26 protein-coding genes, 1 other RNA gene, 1 pseudogene and 1 riboswitch are annotated in these 25,990 nt (G+C 45.4%); of the genes and pseudogenes, 20 read left to right on the top strand and 8 right to left on the bottom strand.

All coding sequences use genetic code 11. From position 1 onward, the window contains the following. Nucleotides 1-22: 22 nt before the first annotated feature. The 8 genes from VC188_RS04865 (at nt 23) to VC188_RS04830 (ending at nt 8,237) form a co-directional block, all read left to right on the top strand. A complete protein-coding gene (locus VC188_RS04865) occupies nt 23-487 on the top strand; it encodes a DNA polymerase III subunit chi (protein WP_215320420.1) in 465 nt (154 codons plus the stop codon). Nucleotides 488-492: 5 nt separating this feature from the next. Further along, a complete protein-coding gene (gene lgt, locus VC188_RS04860) occupies nt 493-1,281 on the top strand; it encodes a prolipoprotein diacylglyceryl transferase (protein WP_215320418.1) in 789 nt (262 codons plus the stop codon). Nucleotides 1,282-1,288: 7 nt separating this feature from the next. Next, the gene (locus VC188_RS04855; RefSeq protein WP_323483210.1) at nt 1,289-2,197 is read left to right on the top strand and encodes a LysR substrate-binding domain-containing protein; all 909 of its coding nucleotides are present in this window, start codon (nt 1,289-1,291) and stop codon (nt 2,195-2,197) included. A 138-nt stretch (nt 2,198-2,335) separates the two neighbouring features. After that, on the top strand, nt 2,336-3,640 hold the full coding sequence (locus VC188_RS04850; protein ID WP_216191769.1) for a malonyl-CoA decarboxylase domain-containing protein: 1,305 nt from the start codon (nt 2,336-2,338) through the stop codon (nt 3,638-3,640). A 142-nt stretch (nt 3,641-3,782) separates the two neighbouring features. Beyond that, a complete protein-coding gene (dctP, locus tag VC188_RS04845; RefSeq protein WP_323483209.1) occupies nt 3,783-4,817 on the top strand; it encodes a TRAP transporter substrate-binding protein DctP in 1,035 nt (344 codons plus the stop codon). A gap of 1 nt (nt 4,818) precedes the next feature. After that, nucleotides 4,819-5,337 carry a TRAP transporter small permease gene (locus tag VC188_RS04840; protein ID WP_323483208.1) on the top strand — a complete coding sequence of 173 codons (519 nt, stop codon included), beginning with the start codon at nt 4,819-4,821 and terminating at the stop codon, nt 5,335-5,337. A gap of 1 nt (nt 5,338) precedes the next feature. Next, nucleotides 5,339-6,694: a TRAP transporter large permease gene (locus VC188_RS04835; protein WP_323483207.1), complete on the top strand. Its 1,356-nt coding sequence runs from the start codon at nt 5,339-5,341 to the stop codon at nt 6,692-6,694. A 13-nt stretch (nt 6,695-6,707) separates the two neighbouring features. Further along, nucleotides 6,708-8,237, top strand: coding sequence for a malonyl-CoA synthase (locus VC188_RS04830; RefSeq protein WP_323483251.1), 1,530 nt, complete (start codon nt 6,708-6,710; stop codon nt 8,235-8,237). On the opposite strand, the gene VC188_RS04825 is transcribed toward VC188_RS04830, so the two are convergent. From VC188_RS04825 to VC188_RS04810, 5 genes and pseudogenes are all read right to left on the bottom strand, one after another. Next, nucleotides 8,238-9,056 (bottom strand): sulfite exporter TauE/SafE family protein, encoded by an 819-nt coding sequence (locus VC188_RS04825; RefSeq protein WP_215320408.1) that lies wholly within the window; start codon nt 9,054-9,056, stop codon nt 8,238-8,240. It lies immediately after the preceding gene. Then, nucleotides 9,057-9,275: non-coding RNA, 6S RNA (ssrS, locus tag VC188_RS04820), on the bottom strand. Between the two features lie 99 nt (nt 9,276-9,374). Further along, a pseudogene (locus tag VC188_RS12045) lies at nt 9,375-9,590 on the bottom strand (cell division protein ZapA); the annotation flags it as partial. Then, nucleotides 9,571-9,858: a hypothetical protein gene (locus VC188_RS04815; RefSeq protein ID WP_323483206.1), complete on the bottom strand. Its 288-nt coding sequence runs from the start codon at nt 9,856-9,858 to the stop codon at nt 9,571-9,573. The pseudogene VC188_RS12045 and the gene VC188_RS04815, both read right to left, overlap by 20 nt. A gap of 27 nt (nt 9,859-9,885) precedes the next feature. After that, entirely contained in the window at nt 9,886-11,853 is a 1,968-nt protein-coding gene (locus VC188_RS04810) for a TonB-dependent receptor domain-containing protein (RefSeq protein WP_215320403.1), read from the bottom strand. A 142-nt stretch (nt 11,854-11,995) separates the two neighbouring features. Continuing rightward, nucleotides 11,996-12,211, bottom strand: a riboswitch (cobalamin riboswitch). A gap of 82 nt (nt 12,212-12,293) precedes the next feature. Here VC188_RS04810 and VC188_RS04805 point away from each other — a divergent pair. The 12 genes from VC188_RS04805 to VC188_RS04750 all read left to right on the top strand — a co-directional run bounded on the left by VC188_RS04805 (nt 12,294) and on the right by VC188_RS04750 (nt 24,002). Continuing rightward, a complete protein-coding gene (locus VC188_RS04805) occupies nt 12,294-12,911 on the top strand; it encodes a Crp/Fnr family transcriptional regulator (protein WP_072583791.1) in 618 nt (205 codons plus the stop codon). Nucleotides 12,912-13,115: 204 nt separating this feature from the next. Next, the gene (oxc, locus tag VC188_RS04800; protein WP_323483205.1) at nt 13,116-14,825 is read left to right on the top strand and encodes an oxalyl-CoA decarboxylase; all 1,710 of its coding nucleotides are present in this window, start codon (nt 13,116-13,118) and stop codon (nt 14,823-14,825) included. An 81-nt stretch (nt 14,826-14,906) separates the two neighbouring features. Further along, nucleotides 14,907-16,157: a formyl-CoA transferase gene (gene frc / locus VC188_RS04795; RefSeq protein WP_215320399.1), complete on the top strand. Its 1,251-nt coding sequence runs from the start codon at nt 14,907-14,909 to the stop codon at nt 16,155-16,157. 82 nt (nt 16,158-16,239) lie between these two features. Next, the gene (locus tag VC188_RS04790; RefSeq protein ID WP_323483204.1) at nt 16,240-16,668 is read left to right on the top strand and encodes a PAS domain S-box protein; all 429 of its coding nucleotides are present in this window, start codon (nt 16,240-16,242) and stop codon (nt 16,666-16,668) included. Nucleotides 16,669-16,807: 139 nt separating this feature from the next. Beyond that, entirely contained in the window at nt 16,808-18,055 is a 1,248-nt protein-coding gene (gene frc / locus VC188_RS04785) for a formyl-CoA transferase (RefSeq protein ID WP_323483203.1), read from the top strand. 1 nt (nt 18,056) lies between these two features. Beyond that, complete coding sequence (locus tag VC188_RS04780; RefSeq protein WP_323483202.1) at nt 18,057-18,989, top strand: methionyl-tRNA formyltransferase; 933 nt, start codon at nt 18,057-18,059, stop codon at nt 18,987-18,989. 209 nt (nt 18,990-19,198) lie between these two features. Next, entirely contained in the window at nt 19,199-19,951 is a 753-nt protein-coding gene (locus tag VC188_RS04775; RefSeq protein WP_215320391.1) for a transporter substrate-binding domain-containing protein, read from the top strand. Nucleotides 19,952-19,971: 20 nt separating this feature from the next. Then, on the top strand, nt 19,972-20,631 hold the full coding sequence (locus tag VC188_RS04770; protein WP_323483201.1) for an amino acid ABC transporter permease: 660 nt from the start codon (nt 19,972-19,974) through the stop codon (nt 20,629-20,631). Then, nucleotides 20,628-21,356: an amino acid ABC transporter ATP-binding protein gene (locus tag VC188_RS04765; protein ID WP_323483200.1), complete on the top strand. Its 729-nt coding sequence runs from the start codon at nt 20,628-20,630 to the stop codon at nt 21,354-21,356. Before VC188_RS04770 ends, VC188_RS04765 begins: the two co-directional genes overlap by 4 nt. A gap of 2 nt (nt 21,357-21,358) precedes the next feature. Then, nucleotides 21,359-22,030 carry an amino acid ABC transporter permease gene (locus VC188_RS04760; RefSeq protein WP_323483199.1) on the top strand — a complete coding sequence of 224 codons (672 nt, stop codon included), beginning with the start codon at nt 21,359-21,361 and terminating at the stop codon, nt 22,028-22,030. A 37-nt stretch (nt 22,031-22,067) separates the two neighbouring features. Further along, nucleotides 22,068-23,507, top strand: a complete 1,440-nt coding sequence (locus VC188_RS04755; RefSeq protein WP_323483198.1) for an amino acid permease — start codon at nt 22,068-22,070, stop codon at nt 23,505-23,507. A 6-nt stretch (nt 23,508-23,513) separates the two neighbouring features. Next, the gene (locus VC188_RS04750; RefSeq protein ID WP_323483197.1) at nt 23,514-24,002 is read left to right on the top strand and encodes a cupin domain-containing protein; all 489 of its coding nucleotides are present in this window, start codon (nt 23,514-23,516) and stop codon (nt 24,000-24,002) included. A gap of 25 nt (nt 24,003-24,027) precedes the next feature. Here the strand turns inward: VC188_RS04750 and panC are convergent, their stop codons facing one another. From panC to VC188_RS04735, 3 genes are read right to left on the bottom strand one after another with little or no spacing between them, the layout of a single operon-like run. Beyond that, nucleotides 24,028-24,879: a pantoate--beta-alanine ligase gene (gene panC / locus VC188_RS04745; protein WP_216155709.1), complete on the bottom strand. Its 852-nt coding sequence runs from the start codon at nt 24,877-24,879 to the stop codon at nt 24,028-24,030. Then, nucleotides 24,876-25,739: a ScpA family protein gene (locus tag VC188_RS04740; RefSeq protein WP_323483196.1), complete on the bottom strand. Its 864-nt coding sequence runs from the start codon at nt 25,737-25,739 to the stop codon at nt 24,876-24,878. The genes panC and VC188_RS04740 overlap by 4 nt, the downstream gene beginning before the upstream one ends. Beyond that, nucleotides 25,732-25,920, bottom strand: a complete 189-nt coding sequence (locus tag VC188_RS04735) for a DUF3460 family protein (protein ID WP_215357447.1) — start codon at nt 25,918-25,920, stop codon at nt 25,732-25,734. The genes VC188_RS04740 and VC188_RS04735 overlap by 8 nt, the downstream gene beginning before the upstream one ends. Between the last annotated feature and the right edge of the window lie 70 nt (nt 25,921-25,990).

Genomic DNA, 25,990 nt, shown 5'->3' with positions numbered 1-25,990 from the left:
TTAGATCTCGGATAAATATTGAATGGCTCGAATTGATTTTCATAGCAATGTGAGTGATAAGTTGGAATACGCTTGTCGCCTTACGCGTAAGATTTGGAGTGCTACGCCTGAAGGTGAGCCAGTCCGCAATATTGTGATGGTGGGTGAGAAAGCAGATCTGAAAAAGTTGAACGACCTTCTTTGGGCGTTTAGCAGTACCGATTTCTTGCCGCACTGTTTTATTGAGGATGAGGCCGCAGTAGAAACGCCCATTGTCTTAACTGATGACTTTGCATCTTCATCCCTGAATAACATTCCTCATGCTGATGTCATGATTCATTTAGGAATGCGTATGCCTGCTGATGTACCAGCCTTGGTTGCGCGCTTTCCCAGAATTGTTGAGGTGGTCACGGTGAATGAAGCAGAGCGTTTGGCAGGGCGCGAGCGCTTTAAAGCCTACCGAGAGTTAGGCCATGAGTTACATAACTTTGACCAATCCAAAAGCTAAGAACTATGTTGATTCATCCACAGTTTGACCCTGCAGCAATTCGTATTGGATCTTTTGCAATTCATTGGTATGGCTTGATGTATCTGATGGCCTTTGTTCAATTTTTGCTTTTGGGTCGCTTACGCATTAAATCACCTCGTTATCAAGCCCTGGGTTGGACCTATAAAGATCTTGAGGATCTTCTGTTTGCCGGCGTTCTTGGCGTAGTGTTAGGTGGTCGTTTGGGCTACACCTTGTTTTATATGCCAGGCTTCTATCTAACTCACCCTTTGAGTATTTTTAAAATATGGGAAGGTGGCATGTCTTTTCATGGTGGTTTATTAGGGGTGCTAGTTGCACTTTTCTGGTTTGCTAAAAAGCATAAGACCACTTTTTTTGTGGTGAGTGATTTGGTCGCTCCACTAGTTCCCTTTGGCTTGGCTTTTGGTCGTCTGGGTAACTTTATTAATGGCGAGTTATGGGGTAGACCTACCGATCTTCCATGGGCAATGATTTTTCCTTTAGTGGATTCTGTGCCACGCCATCCATCACAGATTTATCAACTGCTTGGTGAGGGTGTGCTCCTGGGTATTGCGCTTTGGATTTATGCGGGTAAGCCAAGACGTGTTGGCCAGATATCTGGATTTTTCATGTTGGGTTACGGTATTTGCCGCTTCTTGGCTGAGTATGCGCGTGAGCCCGATTCCTTCTTGGGCCTTCTAGGCTTAGGTTTATCGATGGGTCAGTGGTTGTGTGTGCCAATGATGTTCTTTGGCCTCTATCTCATGGCTGCATTTAAATCAAAGAGTCAATAATTAGCTCATGCTGAATGAAGAGCTAACACTTCGAAAATTAGAGGTGCTGTGCTCGTTTATTCGGACCGGTAGTCTTTCAAAAACAGCAGAAGAGTTGCGTTTAAGTTCAGTCAGTATTCATAAGGCGCTGCATTCTCTGGAGTCCGGAATAGGGTGCGCTCTATTTGTAAAAGATGGACGTCAGTTAAAGGCCTTGCCAGCAGCTATTTATTTGGCTGAAGCAAGTGCCGATTTATTGGCTGACGTAGACCGTGTATTAAAAAAGACGAGAGCCAAAGCCGGTGTCGAGAGTGGGCAAATTCGTCTGGGGTCAATGTACTCTTTGACGGCCAATATTATTCCTAGAGTTATCATGGGTACCAAAATTCGTAGACCCGACTTAGATATTGATTTATATCTAGGATCTAACGAGGATTTGATGAAAAGACTCAGCGAGGGAAATGTAGATGCAGTAGTCATGGCAGTTCCCACAAGAGATCTTCCGGAGGGTGTCCAGGTAGTCCCCCTTTTTGAGGACCAGTTGTTTTTGGCTTCCTCAAAAAACAATAAGCCAACCGAAGCTGATATTGATTTATCTGAGTACCAAAATGAGAAATTTTTAACCCTTCAAGATGGTTTTGCCACCACCTCAGGGTTTTATGAGGCTTTCCAGTTGGCTGGATTTGCCCCCAATGTAGTCATGAAGGTGGGCGATATCTTTTCTCTCATGAATATGGTCTCAGGGGACCTGGGAAGATCTTTGTTGCCCGGCAGGGTGAAGGCATTAATGGGTGATGCGATTGAATTTACCCCATTATTGCCAAAATATCAGGTGACGCAGCATATCGGCCTAATGTACCTCCAGGCTAATGAATCAAACCCCAACATCCTTGCTCTAGCGGCTGAAACCCGCATGTTGCATCGCAATAATCCCTGAACCCGTCTAAACACTTTTTCTAATTCATTAACTTAAAGTTAATGAATATACACTTTCATTAATTGATTCAGGTATGGCTCAGCTATACATTAGTAATCAACCCGCTACCCTTTGGGTTGAATTCTTTGAGAGATACACATGCTTGAAAAGCTAGCAAAAGCCCGTTACTTTTCCCGCGTTACAGGCGCGGTCAATCGACTCATTTCTGAGCGCGGTGAATCGAATGCTGTCAGCATGGCCGATGATGTCATCCATAACTATCGCAAGCTCTCCAAAGATCAGCATTCTAAATTTTTCAATTTTCTATTTGAAAAGCTAAATCCCGATGCCGCTGCGGTCATGGCTGCCGCGCAAAATTTTTCAGCAGAGGCGAGTGCTCGCAATTACATTAAATTACAGCGTGTGACTGAGCCACCGAGGCAAGAATTGTTTCGTCGACTTAACCGTGCAACCAATGGAACTGCTGCGCTCGTAGGTATGCGTCGTGACCTGTTGCAATTACTTGAAAAGCAGCCAGAGTTAACAGCAGTTGATTTTGACTTACGTCACCTCTTATCTTCTTGGTTTAACCCAGGATTTTTAAAGATGCATCGGGTGGATTGGAAGTCGCCCGCCGAAGTTCTTGAAAAGCTCATTCAGCATGAGGCTGTACACGCAATTGATGGTTGGGATGACCTGCGCCGCCGCTTGCAGCCTGATCGCAGATGTTTTGCGTTCTTTCATCCGCAGCTTCCAAATGAACCTTTGATTTTCGTTGAAGTAGCGCTATTGCCAGAAATCCCCGCTGTGATTACGCCTTTGGTAGATAAAAAGGCAGAGACCGTTCATCAAACTTCACAATACAAAGTGGCTGCTTTTTATTCCATTAGTAACTGCGAGCCAGGCTTGCGTGGTGTTTCAATGGGTAACTTCTTGATTAAGCGGGTTGCAGAGCAATTGCATGCAGAGTTCCCAAGTCTTAAAACATTTGTAACCCTTTCACCAATCCCGGGTTTCATTGACTGGGTCTCTGCTGGCGCAGATGTTGGCGGTGAAAAGACTGGCACCCAACTTAAGCCGGCAGTTCGCACAGCTCGTGAGCAATCCTTGGAAGTTCTTGGGCTTTCTAATCGCTCTTGGTCTGAGCGTTTAAGTACTGGTTGGCATCCAGACAATGCTACTGAAAAAGAAAAAGCCGCTTTACTGTGCCTCGCAAGTATTTACTTGGGTTTAGGTTCTGCTGGCCGTAACGGTAACCCGGTTGCCAAATTTCACTTGGGCAACGGCGCCAAGCTTCATCAAATTAACTGGGCTGGAGACCTCTCTCGCAAGGGTTTGCGACAGTCCGCGGCACTTATGGTTAATTATTTATATGATCTTTCGGCTGTTGAGGAGAATCATGAGCGATTTACCCGGGGTGAAATTGATTATTCCCGTGCGGTTGGTCGTTTAATGCAGCCCTAAGCAAGAAATTTAGTAGAGGAGGCTCTAAAGCAGAATTCACAGAGTATTCGCTTTAGAATGGAACATGAAGAAGCCAGCGGCTACAAAACTGGCAGTACCCACAGTTGTAAGTAGAAAAATAATAGTCATTTAGGAGATGAGCATGACAGATTCAAAAGAAATTTCTCAATTGCGTCGCACATTGTTGCTGGGTGCGGCTGGAGCATCCGTTGCTGGTTACGATCTGAGCGCGTTTGCTCAATCAGGCGCTAAAAGTTTAAAGATTTCTCACCAATTTCCAAGTGGCACAGACTTCCGTGATCGTTTATGCAAGAAGTTCGGTGAAGAGGTCACTAAAAAAACAAACGGCGAATTGAAGTTTGACGTTTATCCGCAATCCTCATTAATGAAAACAAATGCTCAATTTAGCGCTCTCCGCAAAGGCGCTCTTGACTTTAGTTTCTACCCAATGCCTTATGCGGGTGGAGAGGTTGTTGAGGCTAACATTGGTCTAATGCCAGCGCTAGTTACTAGTTATGAACAGGGCGCTAAATGGAAAAATGCTGAAGTTGGTAAGATCTTGAATAAGGTCATGGAGTCCAAGGGTATTGTGATTGTTAGTTGGGTGTGGCAGGCTGGTGGCGTTGCTACACGTTCTGGTCCTATCGTGGTTCCGGACGACGTTAAGGGCGTTAAGGTGAGGGGTGGCAGTCGTGAATTTGATGCCATGCTTAAGGCAGCCGGTGCATCCGTAATGACCTCGATTCCTTCGAATGAGATTTATCAGGCCGTGCAAACCGGCTCACTAGAGGCAGCCTACACATCATCAGCAAGCTTAATGTCATTCAAGCTTGCGGAGTTAACTAAAAACTTTACCTCCGCCAAAAATAAATCCTATTGGTATATGTTAGAGCCACTCATGATGTCAAAAACGGTGTTTGATTCTTTAACACCAAAACAACGCGACGTCATTATGGCGGTCGGGGTGGATATGGAAAAATTTGGTACCGAACAGGCCAAGTTGGATGATATTGATGCATCCATTGCATTTGTTAAAGCCGGCAACAAGGTTTTTGAAATGGATACGTCGGTAGTTGATAAATGGAAGGCAGTGGCTAAGAATTCTGCTTGGAAAGAATTCTCGGAGCGTAATGAAACTTGTGCTGCAATGATGCGCTCGGCAGAAAAGCTTTCATAAAATGATGTTGATTCTAGAAGCTGCCGACAGGGTGATGTCGGCAGTGAATAAATTCTTGGTGTTACTGGGCTCACTCGCCCTGATGGCTGCGGCCCTCATTCTGAGTTACAGCGTTATGTCTCGTGGTTTATTTCATACGGCGAACGACTGGCAAGATGAAGCTGCTCTATTTTGCTTGGTGGGCGTAACTTTTCTCTGCAGTTCATATGTGCAAGAGAGGCGTGGCCATATAGGAATTTCTGCAATTGAGGGCCTGTTGCCTCACCCGGTTAATAAAGTGCGCGGAATTGTTATTGATGTGATTTCCTGCCTATTTTTTGCCTTTTTTTCTACGAAAACTTGGGATTTGCTTCAGGAAGCATGGGTAGATGGTCAAGTAACTAACTCCACATGGGCTCCTCCCTTGTGGATTCCCTATTTAATGATGTTTGCTGGCATGGCATTGCTCACATTTCAACTATTTCTACAAATTTTCATCAGAAAAACGATCACTACTGATGTTGTGAGTGGGGGTCACTAATATGTCTATTCTTACCATTGGTCTTTTATTTGCTTTTGTAACCCTGGTGATTATGTTTTCGGGGATTTCAATTGCTTTTGCTTTAGGTATTGTTGCAATTATTTTTATGTATTTCTTCATGCCTGCTTCATCATTAGATACGGTTGCGCAGAACGTGTATGAGGAGATGTCCAGTATTACTTTGATGTCCATACCATTGTTTATCTTGAAAGGCGCCGCTATTGGCCGTTCACGTGCGGGTAAGGATTTGTATGATGCTCTTCATGTATGGATGGGTAAGATACCTGGCGGCTTAGGAGTTGCGAACGTATTTGCTTGTGCGCTGTTTGCTGCTATGGCCGGATCTAGCCCCGCAACCTGCTCTGCAATTGGTAGCGCAGGAATTCCTGAGATGCGTAAGTGTGGCTACTCTCCAGGTTTTGCAGCAGGCATTATTGCTGCTGGTGGCACCTTGGGAATTTTATTGCCACCTTCAATCACCATGATTTTGTATTCTGTGGCAGCAGAGCAATCATTGGGACGCTTATTCTTGGCGGCTATTGGCCCTGGCGTCATGCTGGTCATATTCTTTTCCGTCTACACGGTCTATCGCTTCCGTAAAGAGTACACCAGCGCTTACGAGGCTTATGCCGTGACTAAGGTTTCTACGCCCATATTGGAGCGTCAAACCTACACCATTCAGCAAAAAATGAGCTCATTGCCTAGAGTGCTGCCTTTCTTAGTTTTATTGATCGGTGTAATGGTTGCCTTGTACGGAGGATATGCAACGCCTGCTGAAACAGCGGGATTGGGCGCAGTCTTTGCATTTCTATTAATTGCAGTGATTTATAAGATGTGGCGTTTCAAGGACCTGTACCCATTATTAGATGTCACGATCCGCGAATCCGCGATGTTGATGTTCATTATTGGTATGTCCCTCTTATTTGCAAATGTGATGAGTTACTTGCATTTAAGTCAGTCTGCTGCACAGGCAATTGTTGATCTAAATACTTCCAGATGGGTGCTATTGGGAGCCATTCTACTAATGGTGATCGTCCTAGGATTCTTCTTGCCACCCGTCTCAATTATTTTGATGACTTCGCCAATTTTCTTGCCACCTCTGCGTGCCGCTGGCTTTGATTTAATCTGGTTTGGCGTGGTGATGACTATTGTGATGGAAACGGGCTTAATTCATCCACCAGTTGGTCTGAATATTTTCGTTATTAAGAATATTGCCCCTGATATCACCTTGCGTGAAATCATCTACGGCGTGATGCCATTTGTATTCATCATGCTTTTTTCTGTTGTATTGCTTTGCGTATTCCCAGAAATCGCCACTGGATTATCTAATAGGGTAATGGGTGCGCCTCTAGTTTAAGAAATCAAGGAATATTTTCATGAATTTGTATTCAGTATTGGAAAAAGGTTTTCCAAAGGATAAAAAAGCGTGCGCTCTCGAGACGCACGACGGTCTTTATTACTCTTGGGGTGACCTTGAGTCAGCAACCGCCAAGCTTGCCAATTTACTTGCTAGCCTGAAGCTTCCAAAAGGAGCCAGGGTTGCAGTGCAGGTTGAGAAGTCTCCTGAAGCACTTTTTCTTTATCTAGCAACGATTCGTGCGGGCTATGTGTATTTGCCGCTGAATACCGCTTATCAGTCAGCTGAAATCCAGTACTTCCTAGAGAATGCTGAGCCCGCAGTGGTTGTGTGCAGCAGCAAGAATCTCTCTTGGGTTTCTAAGGTGGCTTCCAAGGCTGGCACTAAGCATGTATTTACGCTGGATGAGAATCGTACGGGTACCTTATTAGAGCGTGCACGAAATCTGAGCGACAAATTCAAGACTATTCCAGCAAAAGATGATGATCTTGCAGCGATTCTGTATACCTCTGGTACAACAGGACGCAGTAAAGGCGCAATGCTTACTCATAAGAATCTTGGCAGCAATGCACAAGTGTTGCAAAAGTTCTGGGGCTGGAAAAAAGGCGATGTATTGCTACATGCTTTACCTATCTTCCACGTTCATGGATTGTTTGTGGCGGCGCATGGCGCATTGATTAATGGCAGCAAGATGATTTGGTTGCCACGTTTAGATACGGCACAGCTGATTAAGCACATGCCACAGTCCACAGTGATGATGGGTGTACCTACATTCTATGTACGTCTATTGGCTGACAAAGGATTTACTAAAAAAGTAGCAAGCAATATGCGCCTATTTGTTTCCGGCTCAGCTCCTTTGCTGACAGAAACATTTAATACCTTCAAAGAAGTGATTGGCCAGCCGATTCTTGAGCGTTATGGCATGAGTGAGACGGTGATGTTGGTTTCTAATCCTTACAAAGGCAAGCGCGTAGGTGGTTCAGTTGGCCTACCATTGCCTGGCGTTAAGGTGCGTGTAGTGGATGAAGATAACAAGCCATGCAAAGTAAACGAGATTGGCAGTATTCAAGTGAAGGGCCCGAACATATTTGCAGGCTACTGGCGTATGCCTGAGAAGACTGCCGAAGAATTTACCAAGGATGGCTGGTTTAAAACAGGCGACGTCGGTCGTTGGGGTGGCGATGCCAATGGCGGCAAAGCTCCAAATGATTACTTGTGCATTGTTGGCCGTAGCAAAGATTTGATTATTTCTGGTGGCTACAACGTTTACCCGAAAGAGATCGAAAGCTTTATCGATGACATGGTTGGTGTTGATGAAAGTGCCGTGATTGGTATTCCGCATCCTGATTTTGGTGAGGCAGTGATGGCAGTAGTGGTGCCTAAGGCTGGAGCAAAACTCAATGCAGAAGCAATGATTGCTACTTTGAAAACACAAATTGCAAACTTTAAGATTCCAAAGCGCGTAGAGATTGTTGCTGATTTACCTCGTAACGCTATGGGTAAGGTGCAAAAGAATATTTTGCGTCAGCAGTACGCAGCGTAATTAGAAGCCGAATGCCTTGCGACTTTCATTAAACATGAAGGCTGCAAGGAAAAAAAGCATGATGCCAAAAACTCGTTTGAGCTGAGCAATATCGAGTTTTCTGGCCATCTTTGCACCCAAGGGTGCAGTAAAGATACTGACCGTCACAATGCACGCAACCGCCGGTAAATAAACAAAGCCCAGAGAGCCTGCCGGAAGATTAGGATTGCCCCAGCTTCCATACATATAGCCAATAGTTGCTGCTGCTGCAATTGGAAAACCCAAGCCAGATGAAGTAGCCATCGCTGTATGCGGCTTGACATTGCACCAAAGCATAAATGGCACAGTAATAAATGCCCCGCCTGCGCCTACTAAGCTTGCAAGAGCTCCAGCAAAGGTGCCAAAAGAAAATAATCCAAGCGTCCCAGGCAAATCTCTACCTGCTTTAGGCTTCTTATTGAGCAGCATTTGGATTGAGGTGTAAACAATAAAGACGGCAAAGAAGAGTGAGAGCCATGAGGTCTTGAGTGCTTCGAATAATTCACTGCCACCAACCAATCCACCAAAAATCATTCCGGGACTTAAATAAGAAACTAATTTCCAATCAATCGAGCCATGTTTGTGATGCGCCCAAATTGCGGAGGTGGTTGTAAACAGTATGGTGGCCATGCCTGTTGCAATGGCCATGTGCACAATCACTTCTTGGCTAAATCCTAGATGATTAAAAACCAAGATCATGAAGGGCACCAGGATCATACCGCCACCAATACCCAGCAGTCCTGCCAGGTAGCCAGAGATGGCACCACACAACATCAACATCAAGATGTCGTTTAGTAACATGAATTCCCCGCCTTAGCCGCTAGGCCGTCATCCTGAACCCTAAGGTTCAAGGTGGAACGGCTACTCTGTTTCGGGTGCATTAAGAGGCTCAGGGAGTAACCAAGTCTAAGTTGGCACTGTGAACTTGCAAAACGCTCGCGCCCACAAGGTAAAGATCGTTCCGGATGCTTGCGCATCGGTTCAAGGAACTATTGGCCTTGGCGAACCAGGCAGGGAAAGGGTTTGCATCAAAGCATCTACCTGGTCTTCAAGTGCACGAATCTCACCCTGTAGGCGAGTAACTTCATCTGTGCTGACATTGGAAGAACTGCTTTGCTGTGATGGATTTTTTTGTAAGGTAATAAGATCGCCAGCAATTTTGAGTGCGGCCATCATGCTCGCTCTTTCAATACTGCGGTTACCACCATTAATAGCCAGTTGAATTTGTTCATCTACCAAGACGCACGCTGCACGGAGTAATGGCTCATGCTCGGCACTAGTTGCCAGAGTAATTCTCTGACCGGCAAGACTTACCTCAATGCGTTGTTGGCTCATTGTCATCCTCAGGGTTATTTGGTGGGATAGCTTCGCCAAGTAGATTGAGTTGGCGACCGTCGCTTTGTTCTGGCAGGCGACTCAAGATGCGTTGAACTCGCTTTTGTGCCTCATCAATCTTACCCTCAAGCTGCACTCGATTTTGATTAATGCTTTGCACAGCTTCAGCAATAACCTGAATTTTTCCAGCCACTCGATTGATGGATGCGCTAAGCGCATCCATACCTAAGGCTAGGTCGCCAGTGGAAGGAGGGGCGGTCTCTTTCATACTGGCATTGTAGTCTGAAAAAAGAGCTTATTTCATGGCGTAACGTAGTCCTACAAATACGTTTGAGCCCGGGGTGTTATAGCCATAACTAAGTTGGTAAGTCTTATTTAAGGCATTATTCCAGCGGGCAAAGACGCTAAAGTCTTTCTCTAAATCATAGTTGGCATAGAGGTTAAAGATGGTGTAGCCGCCCATGCCGGTGTTCGCACCCTGAAAATCATCCCTTCTTCCGGAAAAGGTGGCCCCGATCCCGGCAGTTAATTTGAGATAAAGATATTCACCTGCCACATTGCCGTATTGCTTAGCTTGTTTTATCAGAGTGCTATTAGTGCTCTCGTTTACTGGGTTTTGCTGTGTGAAGGAGCCTTTTAAGCTGAGTGAGGACATTTGTACGGTACCACTCAAAGTGCTACCAGTAATTTTGGCGCTTGCCACGTTGGATGCACAGCCAAAGATGCCCGTTCCCACCGGGCACGTGTCAGAATTGCTAACTTGAATCAAGTTTGAGATGGAGTTACTAAAGACCACGACATGCCCATCAAGACCTGGTTTTTCGTAATGAAGTCCTGCTTCAGTATTTTTACTTTTCTCAGGAAGGATGGCTGTATTTCCGTATCCTGGGTAGTAGAGGTCATTAAATGTTGGCGCTCTAAAGCCAGTTCCATAGTTAATGTTCGCACGCCATTCTTTGGTGAAGAAGTAGCCGTACGCTGCTGCGCCTGTAGTTTGTGGTCCGTAACCTGTGATGCTGTCATTGCGGAGTGAGAAGTTAGCTAAGTGCGCTTCTCTTTTCAGTTGATAAGCAATAGCACCTGAATTGGTGTTACGGGTTTGACTAAAGCCCAAAAAAGGGTAGGGCGCTGTCAAGTTGTTGAAGTCACCGTTGTTGTAGTCCAATTGATTGCTGGAAACTTTTTGGGTTTTTCTTTCCGCTAATACTTGCAAAACATCAGCGCCAATAGCGAAATCATTTTGCCAGGTGTAGATATTTTGTCTTTGATTCAGAGTGCTGTCGTATGCTGGATTATCTGGTGTGCCAGGAGCATGGTTTAGTGCGGTTCCTGTTTGTGCGGATGCTTGCAGGAGGCTGCGCCAGTTTTCCATCACTTGATTTTTAGAGTAGAGGGAATAGGTTCCCAATTGAGAAACTTGATTTTGAGTTTGTTGATATAAAAACTCTTGCGGATCAAACCCGGGCAGTTGGTTATTCAGGCGACTATTTAAAAACTGCAATCCAAACTCTTGTCCCTTACTCCACTCCTGGGATAGTCTGCCAGTAATGCTGTCTTGAGCGTAGCCCGTTCTGCCTGATGCGGTAAGCCCATCCTTATTGTTAGGTGCGATGGTATTAAAGCCCATAGAGAGGGTTTGGCTTGCGGCAAGCGAGTAGCGAATTTTTTGATCGTCTTGAGTAGATCCATTAATGCTGGCTTCACTGATACTCGTGCCGTAACTACCATATCCAAAAGAGGCGCCCACCTTAGCGGGGCCATCCCCTTTTTTGGTAAAGATTTGCACTACGCCACCGATGGCATCAGAGCCATAAAGACTACTCTGAGGGCCAAATACGATTTCAATATGATCAATGATGGTCAGTGGGATGACTGACCAGTTAGTGCCACCATTAATTGCATCATCAATACGCACACCATCGATCAATACCAGAGTCTGATTATTGGTAGTGCCTCTCAAGAAAACGCTGGCATTAGATCCGCCTGTTCCGTAACTAGAAATGGTCACACCCTTTTGTCGTTGCAGCAATTCAACCAAGCTCGTCTGTCCGGCTTGCTCAATTTCTTCAGGGCCAATGTAAACGTTATCAGCCAATACATCGCTCGCTTTGGTTGGCGTGCGCGTTGCGGTGACGATGATGGGGTTAAGTGGGCTAGTTACACTTGCTAAAACTATTGGTGCGTTGTTTTGTGCGAAGGCATTAATACTGATGAGGGCACCCAAAAGGAGTGCGGCTTTTTTGTTGTTGAACTGCTGCTTCATGATCCACTTTCTGTCATCGATTGCCTAGCTCACTTCCCCGTAAGCTGGGTCGAACAGAATTTCACTTGCAAGAGTTCAGGCGTCAATTGGGCGCAGTATGAAGAAACTAAGCGCTTTATTGGCGCGCGAAGGTCCCCGTCCGCAAAATTCCACCTGTCTTGGCCGGTATCCGGGCTAGTAAATATCAGAATCTGGCCTTCCCATGCGATTGACGCGCACAGTGGCTTTGTCAGACTCCTGACGTCTTTGACCGCTAGAAAAGACGCATTTACCTACCGTTGCGGGGGCAGCACACGTTTAGTGTTTCCCGTTTAACTTTATTGCACTGCAATAAAGCACCATGACCTCATCATTCTAGCGGATTTGATGTGCGCCAAGAGGGGATCCAAGGCTTTGAGAGGTAAAGAAGCCTACAATAGAGGGTCTTGGAGCAAGGATTCATGACCGTATTAGATAAGCATCCCGAAAAAAACCTGATTCGCCTACAGTTGAGTCAAAACTCGGTCTTAAAAAGCTTGGATCCCTCGGCAATGGCTGATTTAGAGCGCCATTTAGAAATTGCAGACCTCAAAAAATCAGAAATCTTGCTGCATCAAGGTGATCACCAGATGGAGCAGTACTTCGTTTTGGATGGCATTCTGAAACGGATTGTTTCGAGCGCGGATGCCAAAGAGATGATTTTGCGTTTTGCTATCGAAAAAGATATTGAAACCAGCTATGCCGCATGGCGCTTAAAAACCGCTGCCCCATACAGTATTGCGTGTGTCACTAAGGCGCGTGTAGCTCGGATGCCCATGAAGAAGTGGGCTGAATTCCTGGAGGAGCACAAACCTCTCAAAGAGAGCTTTGAGTTTGAGGTGATGCGCCTGATGAGTGAAATCATGGCTCACACCATTACCTTGCATATGCTCGATGCTCCAGGCCGGGTAGAGCGTTTCTTGCGTAAATATGAGGATTTATTCGAGCTTCTTCCAAAGAAGGAGTTAGCGGCTTACCTCAATCTCTCTCCTGAGACCCTAAGTCGCCTTAAAACGAAGCATAAAGAGCTCTTTGTTTAAGGGGCAAAACCGCCCGTAATTACAGGATTTAAGGGGAAATTGACCGAAGTCAATGATGAACCTCTTCCCCAAGCCTAATATTCATCTCAGCCTAAGCGGGACACAAAACCCGTTATGCGATTTATAACTACATTGGAGACGTTAGCGAAAGCTAAATTGCATTGGCTCTAGAAGAGCAAACCCGCAATTTCTATATAAATTTCTATGACAACTGATAATCAAAACACACAATTAACCGATGGCTTTCACCTCGTCATTGACGCCCTGAAAGCAAACGACCTCGATACTATTTTCGGTCTCGTTGGTATTCCAATTACTGACTTATGCCGTTTAGCGCAAGCAGAAGGTTTGCGTTTTATCGGCTTCCGTCATGAACAACACGCAGGTAATGCTGCTGCTATTGCTGGTTATATGACGCAAAAGCCGGGTATCTGTATGACTGTTTCTGCTCCTGGTTTCTTGAACGGTTTGACAGCTTTAGCTAACGCCACTGTGAACTGCTTCCCAATGATTTTGATCTCTGGTTCAAGCGAGCGTGAAATCGTTGACTTGCAACAGGGTGACTACGAAGAGATGGATCAGCTCAATGCTGCTAAGCCATACTGCAAAGCTGCATATCGTATTAATCATATTGAAGATATCGGCATCGGTTTTGCTCGCGCAATCCGCGCTGCCGTTTCTGGTCGTCCAGGCGGCGTGTATTTAGATTTGCCAGCTCAGCTGCTTGCTCAAACAATGCCTGCTGATGAAGCTAAGAAATCCATTTTCAAAGTAATCGATCCAGTTCCACGTCAAATCCCAGCGGCTGATGCAGTTGCTCGTGCATTAGATGTGTTGAAGGGCGCTAAGCGTCCATTGATTCTCTTGGGTAAGGGCGCTGCTTATGCTCAAGCCGATAAAGAGATTCGTGACTTAGTTGAAAAATCAGGTATCCCTTACTTGCCGATGTCGATGGCTAAAGGTTTGTTGCCAGACAATCACCCACAATCTGCTTCTGCAGCGCGTTCATTTATATTGGCTGAAGCTGATGCAGTGTTATTGGTTGGTGCACGTTTGAACTGGTTGCTGGCACACGGTAAAGGTAAAACTTGGGGCAAAGAGCCTAAGAAATTTATCCAAATTGATATTCAAGCAAACGAAGTGGATAGCAACGTTCAAATTGCTGCTCCATTGATTGGTGATATCGGTTCATGCGTTGGTGAACTCTTGAAGGGCATCTCTGCTGTTCCTAAGCCAAGTGCTGAGTGGATTGCTGCGATCACTGAGAAGAAGGATAAGAACTTAGCCAAGATGGCAGAGACATTGGCTAAAGAAGCAAATCCAATGAACTTCCATGGCGCATTACGTGTGATTCGTGATGTGATCAAGAAGAACCCAGATGTGAACTTGGTAAACGAAGGTGCAAATACACTCGACTATTGCCGTGCAATCGTTGATATGTACAAGCCACGTAAGCGTTTTGACTCTGGTACTTGGGGCATTATGGGTATCGGTATGGGTTATGCAATTGGCGCGGCCGTTACTAGCGGCTTGCCAACAGTTGCAGTTGAAGGCGATAGCGCATTTGGCTTTAGCGGTATGGAATTGGAAACAGTTTGCCGTTACAACTTGCCAATCACGACTGTTGTATTCAACAACAACGGCGTATACCGCGGTACTGACGTTAACCCAACAGGCGGCGCTGATGTTGCACCAACTGTGTTTGTTAAAGATGCTCGTTACGACAAAATGATTGAAGCGTTTGGTGGTGTTGGTTACTACGTAACTACCCCAGCAGAATTAGAAGCAGCGTTAACAGAAGCGATTGCTGCCGGTAAACCAGCCCTCATTAATGCTGTTATTGATGAAACTGCAGGTACTGAGAGTGGACGTTTAACGAACTTAAACCCATCCACCGCAGCTGCTAAGAAATAAGATATTAACAAACGGTAATAAAAAGTTAATATTTTTGAGCTAAATTTGAAGTAAACAAGAAAGACTTAAGGAGAAACACACATGACTAAACCATTAGACGGTATTCGCATTATTGACTTCACACACGTACAGGCAGGCCCTGCATGTACTCAGTTGTTGGCTTGGTACGGCGCTGACGTAATCAAGGTTGAGCGTCCAGGTTCTGGCGACGTAACTCGTAGCCAATTGCGCGATATTCCAGGCGCAGATGCTTTGTACTTCACAATGTTGAACGGTAACAAGCGCTCTTTGACTTTGGATACTAAGACTCAAGAAGGTAAAGAAGTTTTAGAGAAGATGATCAAAACTTCTGACGTCATGGTTGAGAACTTTGGTCCGGGCGCTTTGGATCGTATGGGATTCTCTTGGAAGCGTATCCAAGAATTGAACCCAAAAATGATCATGGCTTCTGTTAAAGGTTTTAGCGATGGCCACTCATACGAAGACTTAAAAGTGTATGAGAACGTAGCTCAGTGTGCTGGTGGCGCTGCTTCTACAACTGGTTTCTGGGATGGTCCTCCTACTGTTTCTGCTGCTGCTTTGGGCGACTCTAATACTGGTATGCACTTGGCGATTGGTATTTTGACTGCATTGATGCAGCGTCAAAAAACTGGCAAAGGTCAAAAAGTATCTTGCTCAATGCAAGACGCTGTATTGAACTTGTGCCGCGTGAAGTTGCGCGATCAACAACGTTTGGACAAGATTGGTTACTTGGAAGAGTACCCACAGTACCCACACGGTTCATTTACTGACGTAGTTCCACGTGGCGGTAACGCTGGTGGTGGCGGTCAGCCAGGCTGGGTGTTGAAATGTAAGGGTTGGGAAACAGATCCAAACGCATACATTTACTTCACAATTCAAGGTCACGCTTGGGAGCCGATTACTCGTGCGATTGGTAAGCCAGAGTGGGCAACTGATCCAGCGTACATGACAGCTGAAGCCCGTCAAGACAAGATTTTTGACATCTTCGCAACCATCGAAGAGTGGCTCAAAGACAAGACTAAGTACGAAGCTGTGGACATTCTTCGCAAGTTCGATATTCCATGTGCTCCAGTTCTCTCTATGAAAGAATTGGCTAACTCACCTGACTTGCGTAAGAGCGGTTCTATCGTTGAAGTGGACCACAAAGTACGTGGTAAGTACTTGACTATTGGTAGCCCAATCAAGTTCTCTGATTTGGAAATCGAAGTTGGTCCATCACCAGTATTGGGTGAGCACACTGACGAAGTATTGGCTGATCTTGGCTATAGCGCTGATGACATCGCTAAGTTACACACAGCCAAAGCAGTTTAATAACAAGTAACACTGGTATTAATTTAAAGGCGCTCCTAGTGAGCGCCTTTTTTATTTCTCAAAAACTCTATAGACTGATCACATGAACACCAATATTGATTTGCACCAGTTAGTAGAATGCATAGGGGATGCGATTGTGGTTGCCGATGCCCATGAAAAGATCGTACTGTGGAATCCAGCAGCTACTCGCATTTTCGGCTATTCAGAGCAAGAGGCTCTTGGGAATACTTTAGATCTCATCGTTCCTGAACGCCAACGTCAAAAACACAATGAGGGATATAGCCATTCTATGGAGACTGGTACAACCCGCTATGGCGCTTCGCTATTAAAGGTTCCAGCCAAACATAAGGATGGTAGAACCCTTTCGATCGCTTTTACTGTAGGCATGCTCTTTGACGCCTCGGGGAAGGCTAACGGAGTGGTTGCCGTCATTCGGGATGAGTCAGAGCGTTTTGCCGAAGAAAGGGCCCTTAAAAAGCGCCTTTCTGATCTTGAAAATCCCCAGACTTAGCCGTACATAGACCCTAACAAGAGTAAATGCAGGTTTAGACGGAATCCATGCCCAAAAAACGGGCACGCCTCAATTTCTCCCATTTCCCACTGGTAAAATTGCTTTAATTCAATATTTCATTCTTATTAGGACTTAAATCATGGCAAAAGCACTAGAAGGGGTCAAAATCCTCGACTTTACGCACGTTCAATCAGGCCCAACCTGCACTCAGTTGCTGGCTTGGTTTGGTGCAGACGTCATCAAAGTAGAAAAATCCGGTGAAGGCGATGCAACACGCGGTCAATTGCGTGACATTCCTGATGCAGATAGTTTGTATTTCACGATGCTGAACCATAACAAGCGCTCCATTACCGTGAATACCAAAACCCAAAAGGGTAAAGAAATCCTAGAGCGTCTCATTAAAGAGTGCGACGTATTAGTTGAGAACTTTGCACCAGGCGCGCTTGATCGCATGGGATTTTCTTGGGAGCGCATTCAGGAACTCAATCCGATGATGATCATGGCTTCCGTAAAAGGCTTTGGCCCTGGTCCATACGAAGATTGCAAGGTGTATGAGAACGTAGCGCAGTGCGCTGGTGGTTCTGCATCTACTACTGGTTTTGATGACGGCCCTCCCATGGTGACTGGTGCACAAATCGGTGACAGTGGAACTGGTTTGCATTTAGCGCTTGGTATTGTTACAGCCCTATATCAACGTACTCATTCTGGCCGTGGTCAGAAAGTGTTGGCAGCAATGCAAGATGCCGTATTGAACTTGTGCCGCGTGAAGTTGCGCGATCAACAACGCTTAGAGCGCGTTGGTCTGATGCAAGAGTACCCACAATTCCCGAACGGCGAGTTCGGTGACGCCGTACCCCGCGCCGGCAATGCTTCTGGCGGTGGTCAGCCTGGTTGGATTGTGAAGTGTAAGGGCTGGGAAACTGATCCAAATGCTTACATGTATGTGATCGTACAGGCGCCAGTTTGGGAGGCGATTTGTAAAGTAATTGGGCGTGAAGATTGGATTACCGATGTGCGTTTCGCATCGCCAATGGCACGCTTGCCACACCTCATGGAAATCTTCGGCGAGATCGAAAAGTGGACCATGACCATGACGAAGTTTGAAGTCATGGACGTATTGAATAAATACGATATCCCATGCGGCCCAATTCTGTCCATGAAAGAAATTGCTGAAGAGCCTGCATTACGCGCGACTGGGACAGTGGTTGAGGTGGATCATCCAATTCGTGGCAAGTACCTTACTGTTGGCAACCCAATTAAGTTGTCCGATAGTCCAACTGACGTAGAGCGTTCACCCTTACTTGGAGAGCATACTGATGAGATTCTCAGTGAGCTCGGTTACTCAACCGATGAATTGATCGCATTACGTCACGAGAAGGTGATCTAAGATGCGTGTTGCTTTGATTGGGAGTGCGGATTTTGGTAAGGCGGTGTTAGAAGCCTTTTTAGATCACGGCGACGAAGTGGTTGCTGTTTTCTGCCCACCCGATAATCCCAAATCAAGCAAACCCGAAGTCTTAAAAGAAGCTGCGTTAGCAAGGGGCTTAACCCCCTTGCAGTTTGCTTCACTGAAGGGTCCAGAGGCTGCCCAAGCCATGATTGACGCCAATGCCGATATCTGTGTAATGGCTTATGTGCTTCAGTTTGTGCCGCAAGAGCTTTGTAAGATTCCGAAGCACGGCACGATTCAATATCACCCATCCTTGCTACCTAAATATCGCGGTCCAAGCGCTATCAATTGGGCAATCGCATTAGGTGAAGAGAAAACAGGTTTAACTATCTTCCGCCCATCCGATGGCTTGGATGAAGGTGAAGTCATTTTGCAAAAAGAAGTAGCCATTGGACCCAATGACACCTTAGGCAAGATCTACTTTGATCATTTATTCCCGATCGGTGTACGAGCCCTCCTAGAGGCTGCTGATCTTGTAGTTGCAGGTAAGCATCAAGAAGTTGTTCAAGATGAATCACAGGCCAACTATGAAGGCTGGTTTGATGTGAATGCTGCACAGATTCATTGGGCGACTCATATTAGTCAAATCTATAACCTGATTCGCGCATGTAATCCAGCGCCAGGTGCTTGGACAAAGTTTGGCGAGCAAAAAGTGCAGATCTTCGATTGCCACAAACACGTAGCTGCTACATTTGGTGCCGTTAAAGGTAAGCCTGGTGAAGTAACCCAAATCACGCTAGATTCTTTCTTCGTAACCTGCCACGGTGGACAGATTGAAGTCCTGAAGGCTAAAGGTGCTGCGGGCAAAGTCACTGGTGCTGAATTGGCTAAAGAGCTGAATCTAGAAGTAGGGCGGTTCTTTATTCTTTAGATCGGTTGGCAAACAACCCAATGACGGCATGAATTGTGTTGTTCTGCAATTCCTGTCAAAGAATCATCATTTGCAAACAGCCTTTCTGCCAATACCTTTTAATGAAATACTTTTCATTGTGCCGCTTCTGATCTTGGTGCATTATTGGTCAGATTTACGGAATGTTTTTAAGCTTAATTGACCCGATTTTTACTACAAGGATTTTGTCTATGAAACGCCGATTTTTGCTATTACTGATTTGTGCCCTAAGCCTAGGAATGGTTGCCTGCTCTAAGGGGACGAATTCAAGTGAAATTAAGGTAGCCGTATCGCCTGCGTCACCACCAATGCTATTTGATCAAAATGGTCAGATTGTTGGCGTCGATATGGATATTTTCCAGGGCTATTGCAAATCCCGTGGCTGCACTTTAAAAGTAACTCCTTATGATTGGCAGGGAATGCTTGGTGCTGTTTCAAGCGGTCAAGCCGATGTTGCCTTTTCTGGCATCTCAATCACGGATAAGCGCAAAGAGGCGATGGATTTTTCTCAGCCTTATTACGATAACTCTTGGCATCTCGTAAGTCTTAAAAGTAAGAACATTAAGATTACGGACTTAAATCAACTCAAGAAATATTCGATTGGCTACCCGCGTGGTATGGCCTATGATGACTTAATCAGAAATGAGCTGGAACCTAAGGGTTACTACTCTTTGAGTAAGGTAAAGCTTTATCCCTCATATGCTGAGGTGGTAACTGATCTGCAGAATGGCAATATTGATTTAGCATTTATTGAAGAGCCCGTGTTCTTAAATTACGAAAACAAGCTAAAGCTTCCATTGGAAAGTGCCTATGTATTCAAGGGTTACGATAAGTTGGGATTTGCTTTTGCCAAGGGCTCCAAGTTACGTGATGACTTTGATAAGTACTTAACGGAGTTAGGGCCAGAAAAAATTCAAGCGATCTTAGATAAGTGGATGAAGTAATCCTCTAGTAAAAGTTCGTCATGAGTCTTTTAGGTATTCTGCTAGAACTCTGTAAGGGTGTTGTCTACACCGTTATCGTGACATTGGTTTGTAGTATGACCGGCCTTGTTGTCGGTCTACTCCTTTCTAGCCTACATAGACTCTCTATCAGAAGCATTTCTTTTCTAATTGATATCTATACCTACATCTTTCGTGGTGTTCCAGTACTCGTTCTCCTATTCATGGTGTACTTTGGTCTTCCTGGGATAGGTATTAAGCCGCCGCCCTTAATGGCGATGGCGCTTAGTCTGGGTTTGGTAGGCGGCGCCTACTTAACGGAAGTCTTTCGTGGGGCATTTAATTCTGTCGATCCAGCTGAAATAGTTGCTGCACGGGCAATGGGCATGAGTCGTATCCAGGTGCTTCGATATATTGAAATTCCACAGATGCTCCGTTTCTCCATTCCCGGCATGGTCAATGAATTTACTTCCGTGCTGAAATATTCTCCTTTTGCTTATACCGTAGGTATTCCAGAAATCACTAAGGAAGCCATGACATTAACAGCCAACACCCTAAAGGGAATTGATGTTTATCTGATGGTTGGAGTTCTTTATTTTGTGATTTATCGGATCTTATTATTCGGCGTTCAGTTGATTCAAAAACATTATGAGATTCCAGGCATGAAAGAAGTTGCTGTATGACGGTGATTTCCATTCGAGACCTCACTAAGGAATTTGAGGGTCATTTAGTTCTCTCTGGGATTAACCTAGACTTGCAGCAAGGTGAGGTGAAGGTCCTGATGGGCTCTTCTGGAAGCGGAAAATCAACCCTCTTGAGGTGCTTAAATCGCTTAGTAGAGCCTACCTCCGGATCAATTCAGTTCAAGGGTAATGAGATCTTGGGCCCCAATGTAGATGTGCGGCAATTACGCAAGCAAATTGGCTTTGTGTTTCAGCAATTTGCTTTGTATAGCCATCTCACTGCCTTAGAAAATGTCACATTAGCATTGCGTAAATTAGAGGGTATGGGGCTTAAAGAAGCCAATGAGAAGGCTTTACATGAGTTGTCTCGATTTGAGATGACGTCCCATCAAAGTAAGTACCCATCTCAATTATCCGGTGGACAGAAGCAGCGCATTGCTATTGCACGAGCTTTAGCGATGGACCCAGCCGTATTGCTGTTGGATGAGCCAACCTCAGCACTCGATCCCATCATGTCTCGCGATGTTGGAGATCTCATAAATCGCCTGCATCGCAATGGAATCACCATGATTTGTGTAACTCATGACTTGGGTTTGGCAAGCTCCATTTCAGATCGGGTGCTATTTTTGGATAGGGGTGTTATTCGTGCAGATGAGCGTATTGATGTTCTTGCGAATAATCATTCCGACCCAGAGCTACGAGCTTTTTTTGGTAAGAGAGAGTAGTCATGGCAGGATCTTGGAGCGGTTTTGAGCGTGACCTTCTTGAGCAGATGCCGCTCATATTGGCTGGACTTTCTAATACCCTCCAATTAGCAGTTGTTATTAGTGTTACGGGATTTTTATTAGGTGTTTTTGTCTTCTATCTGACGCTCAGTAAAAATGTCCTTATCCGCAATGCCATTAATAGCTACATTTCCTTTTTTATCGGCATGCCTTTGATCGTGCTTTTATTCTTAATGTATTACGGACTTCCACAGTGGGGGGTTCGATTGAATCCTTTCACAGTTGCAGTGATCGGATTTACCTTAAATGTGGCTGCTTACAATGCTGCATATCTAAAGACGGCGTTTAATGGCCTGGATAAGACTCAGTTAGAGGCCGCTAGGGCACAAGGCTTTAGGCCGTCACAGGTATTTCGCTTGATTACTCTGCCGCAAGTGTTGCGTACTTCAGTGCCGGCATTAACCAACCAAGTGATAGGCAACCTCAAAGATAGCTCGATTACGTTTTTGATTCAGTACACCGAGTTTTTTGCTCGAATGCAGGAGTTAGCCTCCACTAATTTTCAGTTTTTCAAAGCCTACTTACTCACCGCTTTAGTATATTTACTCTTAGTTTCCATTATTGTCTTGGTTGCCAGAATGATTGAGCGACGGGTGCTAATGCCGATTAACTGAATTCAGCTAAATTTGTTTTACCAGAAATTGGATTTGTATGGAAAGTCATCATAAATTAGAGCGCGGTTTAGGTCAGCGACAAATCGAAATGATCGCTATCGGTGGCTGTATTGGCACCGGCTTATTTATGGGCTCTGGAAAGACCATATCGATTGCTGGCCCCAGCATCATTTTGATTTATGCCATCATTGGCTGCATCTTATATTTTGTGATGCGAGCTATGGGAGAGTTGCTCCTATCGAACCTCAATTACAAATCCTTTGTTGATTTTTCTGAAGACTTACTGGGGCCGTCAGCAGGATTTTTTATGGGCTGGACGTATTGGTTTGCTTGGATCGTTGCTGCGATTGCTGAGATTATTGCGATTACTGGCTATATTGCTTTCTGGTGGCCTAACTTACCCCCTTGGATATCCGCTCTTTCTATTGTGCTTTTATTGCTCGCCTTAAATATTCTTAGTGTTAAAGCATTTGGGGAGCTAGAGTTTTGGTTGGCTATCATCAAAGTCATTGCCATTATTAGTCTGATTGCTCTAGGGATTTACTTATGCATTACCGGTTTTGTTTCTCCGAGTGGGGTTACCGCTCATATCAGTAACCTATGGTCCTACGGAGGACTTTTTCCTAATGGGGTATCGGGCTTGCTTGGTGGCTTACAGACCGCCATCTTCGCATTTGCTGGCATGGAAATCATTGGCACCATGATGGCAGAAACAAAGGATCCAGAGCGAATGCTGCCGGATGCAATTCATAAAATTCCCTTCCGCATCATGATTTTCTATATTGGCACTGTCATGGTTTTAATGATGGTGACTCCTTGGGTGGATATCTCTCCTGACGAAAGTCCTTTTGTGGGTATGTTTTCGCTGGTGGGAATGGTAAGTGCCGCATCCTTGATCAACGGAGTGGTGATTAGTTCGGCTACTTCATCGAGCAATAGCGGCATCTACGCCACATCGCGCATGGTATATGGCCTGGCAAAGAATCATCATGCGCCATCCATCTTTGGAAAGTTATCTTCCCATAAGATTCCTACTGGAGGCATCTTTTTTGGAACGGGGCTTGTGCTATCGGCATCCCTCATACTGACAACCACACAGTCCATGATGAGCGCATTTGAATTGGTTGGTAGCGTAACAGCTATTCTCTTTATTTATATTTGGTCGATGATTTTGTTTGCCTATCTTGCGTATCGCAAGCGTTTACCCCAAGTTCATGATGAGTCGAAGTTTAAGACTCCTCTGGGTAAAACGATGGTTTATGTTGCATTTATATTTTTTGCTATTGTCATCTACGCTCTAGGCCTGAATGAGAACACACGCATTGCGCTGTACTTCTTGCCATTATGGTTTGTGCTGCTTGGTTTCTTCTACTGGTTTAAGACTCGTAGAAGCCTGAATCAGAAAGCGTTGATAGCAGCCTTTAAGAAAAAAGTCATCGAGCAAAATGCTGCTGCAAAAATATATAGAGCTCGATAGAGACATATGCAAACAGTGAATGCCTTAGTTGAGACTCTCAAGCTTCTGCGGCACCCTGAGGGTGGCTTTTATCGAGAAATGTATCGATCGCCAACCCTTGTTAGTGCTGATGGCGCGGGACATAAGAGCGCCTATACCAGTATTTATTATCTTCTGGCGGGTGAAGACTTTTCATCATGGCATCGCATTAAATCGGATGAGACTTGGTACTTTCATAGCGGCTGTGATGTCATCATCCACTTTTTTGATGAAAACAAAGAACTTCAAACCATTCAACTGGGGCTAAATTCGAAATGCTTGCAGGCCACTATTCCGGCCAATACTTGGTTTGCTGCCAAACTTATACATCAAGACTTGTTTTGCTTAGTTAGCTGTGCTGTAGCACCCGGATTTGAATTTGCAGATTTTGAAATTGGTCAGCGTGACAGCTTGTTAAGAGGGTTTGGTCACTCTGCACATAACATCAAAGCTATTGAGATCCTTACAAGGGCTTGATCAATATCTCGACCGACCCCAAGACTTAGATTTCGAGGTTATCAATCAAACGCGTTTTACCCAGCTTAGCTGCTGTCAGAATGACGAGAGGCTCATCAGCTTGCAGTTGCTCATTGCTTGCAGGTGCTAAGTCGCTTTGTTGACGAATGGCGATATAGTCCGGTTGCCAACCGCGTTTAGCTAAAGAGGCAACCGCTGTTTTTTCAATCTCAGAGATGGATTGACTGTTGCGATTGTTGAGTTGCAGCACGCGTTCACGAACTTCTTTTAAAGCTTTCATGAGTTCTGGAGCCTCTGCGCGCTCTTCAACTGAGAGGTAGCCATTGCGAGAGGAGAGGGCAAGGCCATCTTCTGCACGAATGGTTTCACCAGGAATAATGTCGACTGGTAGGGCAAACTGCTTAGCCATCTGACGAATGATCATCAGTTGTTGATAATCTTTTTTACCAAATATGGCAACCTTGGGCTGCACGCAAGAAAAGAGCTTTAATACAACAGTACAAACCCCCTTGAAGAAGCCTGGACGGAACTCGCCCTCAAGGATGTCGCCCAACTGCTGCGGTGGATCGACTCGATATTCTTGTGGCTGCGGATAAAGATCTCGCTCGGTAGGCGCAAATAAGATGTACACACCTTCTTTTTCAAGCTTATCAATATCCGCCTGCATAGTACGGGGGTAGCTATCGAAATCTTCGTTAGGACCAAACTGCAGGCGGTTCACAAAGATACTGGCTACTACAGGGTCACCATGTTGTCTTGCTAGGCGCATCAGCGAGAGGTGGCCTTCGTGAAGGTTGCCCATCGTTGGAACAAACGAGGCACGGTTTTGACCTCTTAGATGGTCACGTAACTCTTGAATGTCACTGATGATTTTCATGCAACAGGCGTATAGGCGAGGCGCACATAGATTGGAGCATAGGGCTCAGCTTGAGTAATTTCTACCAAGGCTTCGCGTGAGAGCTCAAGCATCGCGATGAAGTTCACAATCACCACTGGAATACCTTTACCAGACTTAATTGCATCTTCAAACAACTCGCCGAACTCTACGAACTTAGTGCTTTGCAAACGACGCAAGATACGCGTCATAAAGTCACGGACAGACAATTCTTCACGGGTGATCGTATGGTGCTGAGTGAGTTTGGCACGGTGCAAAACGTCACGCCAAGCCATTTGCAAGTCTTCTACGTTGACGTCTGGCCAAGCAATGGCGACGGTGGTATCCACGTAACCGTGTGCTACTTGGAAATCACGCCCTTGCTGTGGAATCTGATCGAGCTCTTGCGCTGCTAACTTCATACGCTCGTACTCTAAGAGGCGACGCACTAATTCTGCGCGCGGATCTTCTACTTCTTCTTCGCTATCTGCCTTCTTCATTGGCAGGAGCATGCGGGACTTAATTTCAATCAACATGGCGGCCATGAGTAGATACTCGGCAGCCAGTTCAAGGTTGTGATGGCGGATTTGATCAACATAGCTCAGGTACTGCTGAGTAACCTGTGCCATCGGAATATCGAGAACATTGAAGTTCTGTTTGCGAATCAAGTACAGCAATAGATCTAATGGACCTTCAAATGCCTCTAGAAAAACCTCTAAAGCATCTGGTGGAATATAAAGATCAGTAGGGAGCTTAAAAAGTGGTTCGCCATACAGCTTGGCGAAAGCAGCCGACATTCCATCAGTAACTGATGGGGTGCTATCTAGCAAATCCGACATCGGCTGTGCGCTAGGCTCAGTCATTCGAGTACACGTAAGCGCGTTGCTTGAGTTTTGCCTCTTTGGCGCGACGTTGATCTTCAACGCTCAATGGCTCTTTATCCCAAAGGAGGGCGCGACCAGCTTGCTGTTCAGCCTCGAGGTTTGGATGCTCGGTTTTGAGTTCAGTTAAGAACTGGGTGATTTCAGATTGATATCTTGCCATGGCATTTCCTAAAATACTCAATAAATTCAATAACTTATGAAATTAATCCGAAAAGTTATCTAGGGACTAC

The organism is Polynucleobacter sp. MG-28-Ekke-A2 (genome assembly GCF_035012985.1).
Lineage (GTDB): Bacteria > Pseudomonadota > Gammaproteobacteria > Burkholderiales > Burkholderiaceae > Polynucleobacter.
This window is presented reverse-complemented; position numbering and strand designations above follow the sequence as displayed.

What these genes read in the sequence shown, in the direction of transcription:
- VC188_RS04780 (WP_323483202.1), top strand. Translation starts at nt 18,057, where the DNA reads ATGCGTGTTGCTTTGATTGGGAGTGCGGATTTTGGTAAGGCGGTGTTA.
- VC188_RS04855 (WP_323483210.1), top strand. Translation starts at nt 1,289, where the DNA reads ATGCTGAATGAAGAGCTAACACTTCGAAAATTAGAGGTGCTGTGCTCG.
- VC188_RS04740 (WP_323483196.1), bottom strand. Translation starts at nt 25,739, where the DNA reads ATGACTGAGCCTAGCGCACAGCCGATGTCGGATTTGCTAGATAGCACC.
- panC (WP_216155709.1), bottom strand. Translation starts at nt 24,879, where the DNA reads ATGAAAATCATCAGTGACATTCAAGAGTTACGTGACCATCTAAGAGGT.
- frc (WP_215320399.1), top strand. Translation starts at nt 14,907, where the DNA reads ATGACTAAACCATTAGACGGTATTCGCATTATTGACTTCACACACGTA.
- VC188_RS04815 (WP_323483206.1), bottom strand. Translation starts at nt 9,858, where the DNA reads ATGAAAGAGACCGCCCCTCCTTCCACTGGCGACCTAGCCTTAGGTATG.
- oxc (WP_323483205.1), top strand. Translation starts at nt 13,116, where the DNA reads ATGACAACTGATAATCAAAACACACAATTAACCGATGGCTTTCACCTC.
- VC188_RS04775 (WP_215320391.1), top strand. Translation starts at nt 19,199, where the DNA reads ATGAAACGCCGATTTTTGCTATTACTGATTTGTGCCCTAAGCCTAGGA.
- VC188_RS04850 (WP_216191769.1), top strand. Translation starts at nt 2,336, where the DNA reads ATGCTTGAAAAGCTAGCAAAAGCCCGTTACTTTTCCCGCGTTACAGGC.
- VC188_RS04760 (WP_323483199.1), top strand. Translation starts at nt 21,359, where the DNA reads ATGGCAGGATCTTGGAGCGGTTTTGAGCGTGACCTTCTTGAGCAGATG.
- VC188_RS04805 (WP_072583791.1), top strand. Translation starts at nt 12,294, where the DNA reads ATGACCGTATTAGATAAGCATCCCGAAAAAAACCTGATTCGCCTACAG.
- VC188_RS04750 (WP_323483197.1), top strand. Translation starts at nt 23,514, where the DNA reads ATGCAAACAGTGAATGCCTTAGTTGAGACTCTCAAGCTTCTGCGGCAC.
- VC188_RS04825 (WP_215320408.1), bottom strand. Translation starts at nt 9,056, where the DNA reads ATGTTACTAAACGACATCTTGATGTTGATGTTGTGTGGTGCCATCTCT.
- VC188_RS04865 (WP_215320420.1), top strand. Translation starts at nt 23, where the DNA reads ATGGCTCGAATTGATTTTCATAGCAATGTGAGTGATAAGTTGGAATAC.
- VC188_RS04810 (WP_215320403.1), bottom strand. Translation starts at nt 11,853, where the DNA reads ATGAAGCAGCAGTTCAACAACAAAAAAGCCGCACTCCTTTTGGGTGCC.
- frc (WP_323483203.1), top strand. Translation starts at nt 16,808, where the DNA reads ATGGCAAAAGCACTAGAAGGGGTCAAAATCCTCGACTTTACGCACGTT.
- VC188_RS04755 (WP_323483198.1), top strand. Translation starts at nt 22,068, where the DNA reads ATGGAAAGTCATCATAAATTAGAGCGCGGTTTAGGTCAGCGACAAATC.
- lgt (WP_215320418.1), top strand. Translation starts at nt 493, where the DNA reads ATGTTGATTCATCCACAGTTTGACCCTGCAGCAATTCGTATTGGATCT.
- VC188_RS04835 (WP_323483207.1), top strand. Translation starts at nt 5,339, where the DNA reads ATGTCTATTCTTACCATTGGTCTTTTATTTGCTTTTGTAACCCTGGTG.
- VC188_RS04770 (WP_323483201.1), top strand. Translation starts at nt 19,972, where the DNA reads ATGAGTCTTTTAGGTATTCTGCTAGAACTCTGTAAGGGTGTTGTCTAC.
- VC188_RS04790 (WP_323483204.1), top strand. Translation starts at nt 16,240, where the DNA reads ATGAACACCAATATTGATTTGCACCAGTTAGTAGAATGCATAGGGGAT.
- VC188_RS04840 (WP_323483208.1), top strand. Translation starts at nt 4,819, where the DNA reads ATGATGTTGATTCTAGAAGCTGCCGACAGGGTGATGTCGGCAGTGAAT.
- dctP (WP_323483209.1), top strand. Translation starts at nt 3,783, where the DNA reads ATGACAGATTCAAAAGAAATTTCTCAATTGCGTCGCACATTGTTGCTG.
- VC188_RS04735 (WP_215357447.1), bottom strand. Translation starts at nt 25,920, where the DNA reads ATGGCAAGATATCAATCTGAAATCACCCAGTTCTTAACTGAACTCAAA.
- VC188_RS04765 (WP_323483200.1), top strand. Translation starts at nt 20,628, where the DNA reads ATGACGGTGATTTCCATTCGAGACCTCACTAAGGAATTTGAGGGTCAT.